The sequence below is a fragment of the Kitasatospora sp. NPDC007106 genome (assembly GCF_040634455.1).
In the GTDB taxonomy this organism is placed as follows: domain Bacteria; phylum Actinomycetota; class Actinomycetes; order Streptomycetales; family Streptomycetaceae; genus Kitasatospora; species Kitasatospora arboriphila.
The window spans coordinates 1-2,902 of sequence record NZ_JBEYFP010000726.1 but is presented as its reverse complement, the minus strand read 5'-3'; the positions used below and the strand labels follow the sequence as shown (position 1 = coordinate 2,902).

The 2,902-nt window shown below is 74.9% G+C and carries 2 protein-coding genes and 1 pseudogene; 1 reads left to right on the top strand and 2 read right to left on the bottom strand.

Annotation, left to right across the window (positions count from 1 at the left end; all coding sequences use genetic code 11):
- Positions 1 to 113: 113 nt before the first annotated feature.
- Positions 114 to 497, bottom strand: a pseudogene (gene gvpJ / locus ABZ641_RS31435) (gas vesicle protein GvpJ); the annotation flags it as partial.
- Between the two features lie 356 nt (positions 498 to 853).
- Here gvpJ and ABZ641_RS31430 point away from each other — a divergent pair.
- On the top strand, positions 854 to 1,489 hold the full coding sequence (locus tag ABZ641_RS31430; protein ID WP_359987314.1) for a hypothetical protein: 636 nt from the start codon (positions 854 to 856) through the stop codon (positions 1,487 to 1,489).
- Between the two features lie 66 nt (positions 1,490 to 1,555).
- On the opposite strand, the gene ABZ641_RS31425 is transcribed toward ABZ641_RS31430, so the two are convergent.
- On the bottom strand, positions 1,556 to 2,296 hold the full coding sequence (locus tag ABZ641_RS31425) for a VOC family protein (protein WP_344625372.1): 741 nt from the start codon (positions 2,294 to 2,296) through the stop codon (positions 1,556 to 1,558).
- Between the last annotated feature and the right edge of the window lie 606 nt (positions 2,297 to 2,902).

The window sequence follows — 2,902 nt, the reverse complement described above, 5'->3', positions numbered from 1 at the left end:
GCCGCGCTCGACCTCGACCGGCCCGCCACCGTCCGACCGGCGGGCGGGCTCTGATCCGGGCGGCGCTCGGCGCCGCCGGCGTGTCGGGCGCCGCTTCCCGGCTTCCGTCAGCGGTCCTCGCCGCGCCCGCCGAGGGAGTCGGTGATCGACTCCACGACACCGGCGACGACCCCCTTGGCCTTCTTGTGGGCGATGCCTTCCACGGCCTTGCCGGCGGAGCCGCCGATCATGTCGGTGAGCCTGGCGGGGGCGTTGCGGCCGGACTCCAGGTCGAGCCGGTTGCAGGCCTCCGCGAACCGCAGATAGGTGTCGACGCTGGCCACGACCACCCGCACGTCGACCTTCAGGATCTCGATCCCGAGCAGGGAGACCCGCACGAACACGTCGATGACCAGGCCCCGGTCCAGGATCAGCTCCACGACGTCGTACAGCGTTCCCGAACCCGCACCCCCGGTGCTCGCTGCGCCTCCGCCGCCGCTCGGCGGCAGCACGGTCATGACATCTCCCTTCCACGGTTTCCCGCCACGGCCGGCACGGCTGCTGTGAATCCCCCGGCGGGACCGGCCGGGACACCGTCGGGTCCGGCGCCGCAACCGTGCAGCTGCGACGACTGGACCGACACTCCGGCGGCCACCGCAGTCGGCCGGCCGACCGGGACACCTCGCTTCTTCACACCGCTCGCCGCGCGAAACACTCCACGGGCAACCCGCCCGGATCGTCCAGGACGTCCGCCGAACCGTCCGTGACCGCCCGGCGACGCATTCGCGGCGGATGACGGGCCGTCACCGGGGCCTCCCGCGTGGGAAGCTGTCCCGAGTCGTGGAGGGGACGTGGAGGGGGAGGCAAGGGGCTGATGGCACAGGATCTGACCGCGCTGGCCGTGGCCGTCGTCGGTGTCGCCGGCACGATGACGGCGCCGTGGCTGGCGCAGCGCGCCCGTCGGTCGGAGCTGCGGTCGGAGGCCGAGCGCGCCGACCGGACGCGACGGCAGGAGTACGAGGCCACCGAGTTCGAGCGGCGACGGGAGCGCTACGCCGTCCTCAACGAGCAGGCACGCACGTACCGCACGGCGATGCTGGACGTGGCACACGCCCTGCGCCGCGGGGAGACGGTGCCACCGCAGGAGTGGGAGGCCCTGGCGGAGGCGCGCACCGCCTTCCGCGCGGAGTACGCGCAGGCACAGATGGTGCTCCCCGAGCCGACCCTGGACATCGTCTCCGAAGTGAACCGCGGCCTCAGCCACGGCTACCGGCTTCTTCGGCTGGCGGAGGCGGCTTCCGGCTCGCGGGCCGAGGCCGGGGCGGCCGTCAGCTGGCTGGAACGGCCGCTGTCGGACGGTGTGTGGCTGCTGCGCCGTGCGCTCCGGGAGGACCTGGGCGTCGCGGACGCCACGGCCGACCTGCCGGGGCGGGCGGCCCAGCTCCGTACGGCGCGCCGCGGCCAGGCCGCCGTGTTCCCCGCTCTGCCGCAGGTCCGCGACGAGTCATGACGGCTGACGGCGCCCGCCGGCCGGGGCGGTCGTCCCGTCCGGCAAGGGTGTCGTCGAGGCTCGGCGTCAGGACGGGGCGAGGACGCAGAACTCGTGGCCCTCCGGGTCGGCCAGGCACGTCCACGGGACCTCGCCCTGACCGAGGTCGAGGTCGGTGGCGCCGAGGGCCCGCAGCCGCGCCACCTCCGCCGCCCGGTCGTCGCCGGGGTACGGCAGCAGGTCGAGATGGACGCGGTCCGGCACGGTCTTCACGTCGGGCGTGCGGAGGAACTCGAGGTACGGGCCGGTGCCCTTCGCGGAGCGCAGCACCGCCTGATCGTCGGTCACCTCGTGCAGGGTCCAGTCCAACGCCCCGTCCCAGAACCGGGCCATGGCCCGCGGATCCGTGCAGTCGACGACCACCGCGGCGATCGGCCCGGTGTCCCGGTAGACCTCGCGGGGCTCCAGCACGCAGAACTCGTTGCCCTCGGGGTCGGCGAGGACCGTCCACGGCACGTCGCCCTGCCCCACGTCGGCGGGCGTGGCGCCGAGTGCCCGGAGCCGCGCGACCAGCTCCGCCTGGTGGGCCGGGGAGGTGGTGGCGAGGTCGAGGTGCACCCGGTTCTTCGTCGCCGTCCTGGCCTCCGGGACGGGAACGACGTCGACGCCGAGGAAGACCGGGTCCGGCCAGGCGAGGCCGCCGGCGGGTCCGACGTAGGTGGTCGCACCGGGGTGGTAGGCACTCCAGCCGAGCGCCTCCGCCCAGAACCGGCCGACCGCTCGCCCGTCGAGGGCCTTGATGTTCACCATCACGGGTCGCAGTGCCATGCGGCCGATCCTATGCGCCCGCACCGCGACCACCCCCGGCACACGCACACGCACACGCGTGTACGGTGCGAGCCCTTGAGGTGCCGTCACCCCGGGCTCAGTGGGCGGCGGCGCGGCGGGAGACCTCGAAGGCCGTCCGGGCGCGCGGGAGGAGCGGGCCGGGACGGTGGCTGCCCCGGCGGGCGGCGGGTCCGACGATCGGTCGGCTCGGCCTCACGGCTTCCTCCAGGTGGTTCGCGGTCGGAAGTGGTGGGCGGCTACCCGTCGTTCGGGCGGTGAAGCACCGTCCCGCCGCACCGCCCCGCACGGCCCGGGGCGCACCCGGCACCGCCCTGCCGCCGTACCGACCGCCGAGGGGAGACCGGTCGGTACGGGGTTCCGGCAGGGCGGTGGCGGGTCCACCTGCGAAGGTGCGATGCGTCTGCCCCGGGCGGTGCCCGGCAAACCGGTGAGGGCGGCAAATCCGAGAGGCTGCTCCGCCTGCTGCTTCAGCTCCGCCAGCGCAGCACGGCACCGACGCCGCCGACCGGCCCCTCGGCACCGTCCGGCACCGTGATCGCCTCAGCGCGCGAGGCGATCGCGCAGCGCAGCAGCGCGTCGCCGGCC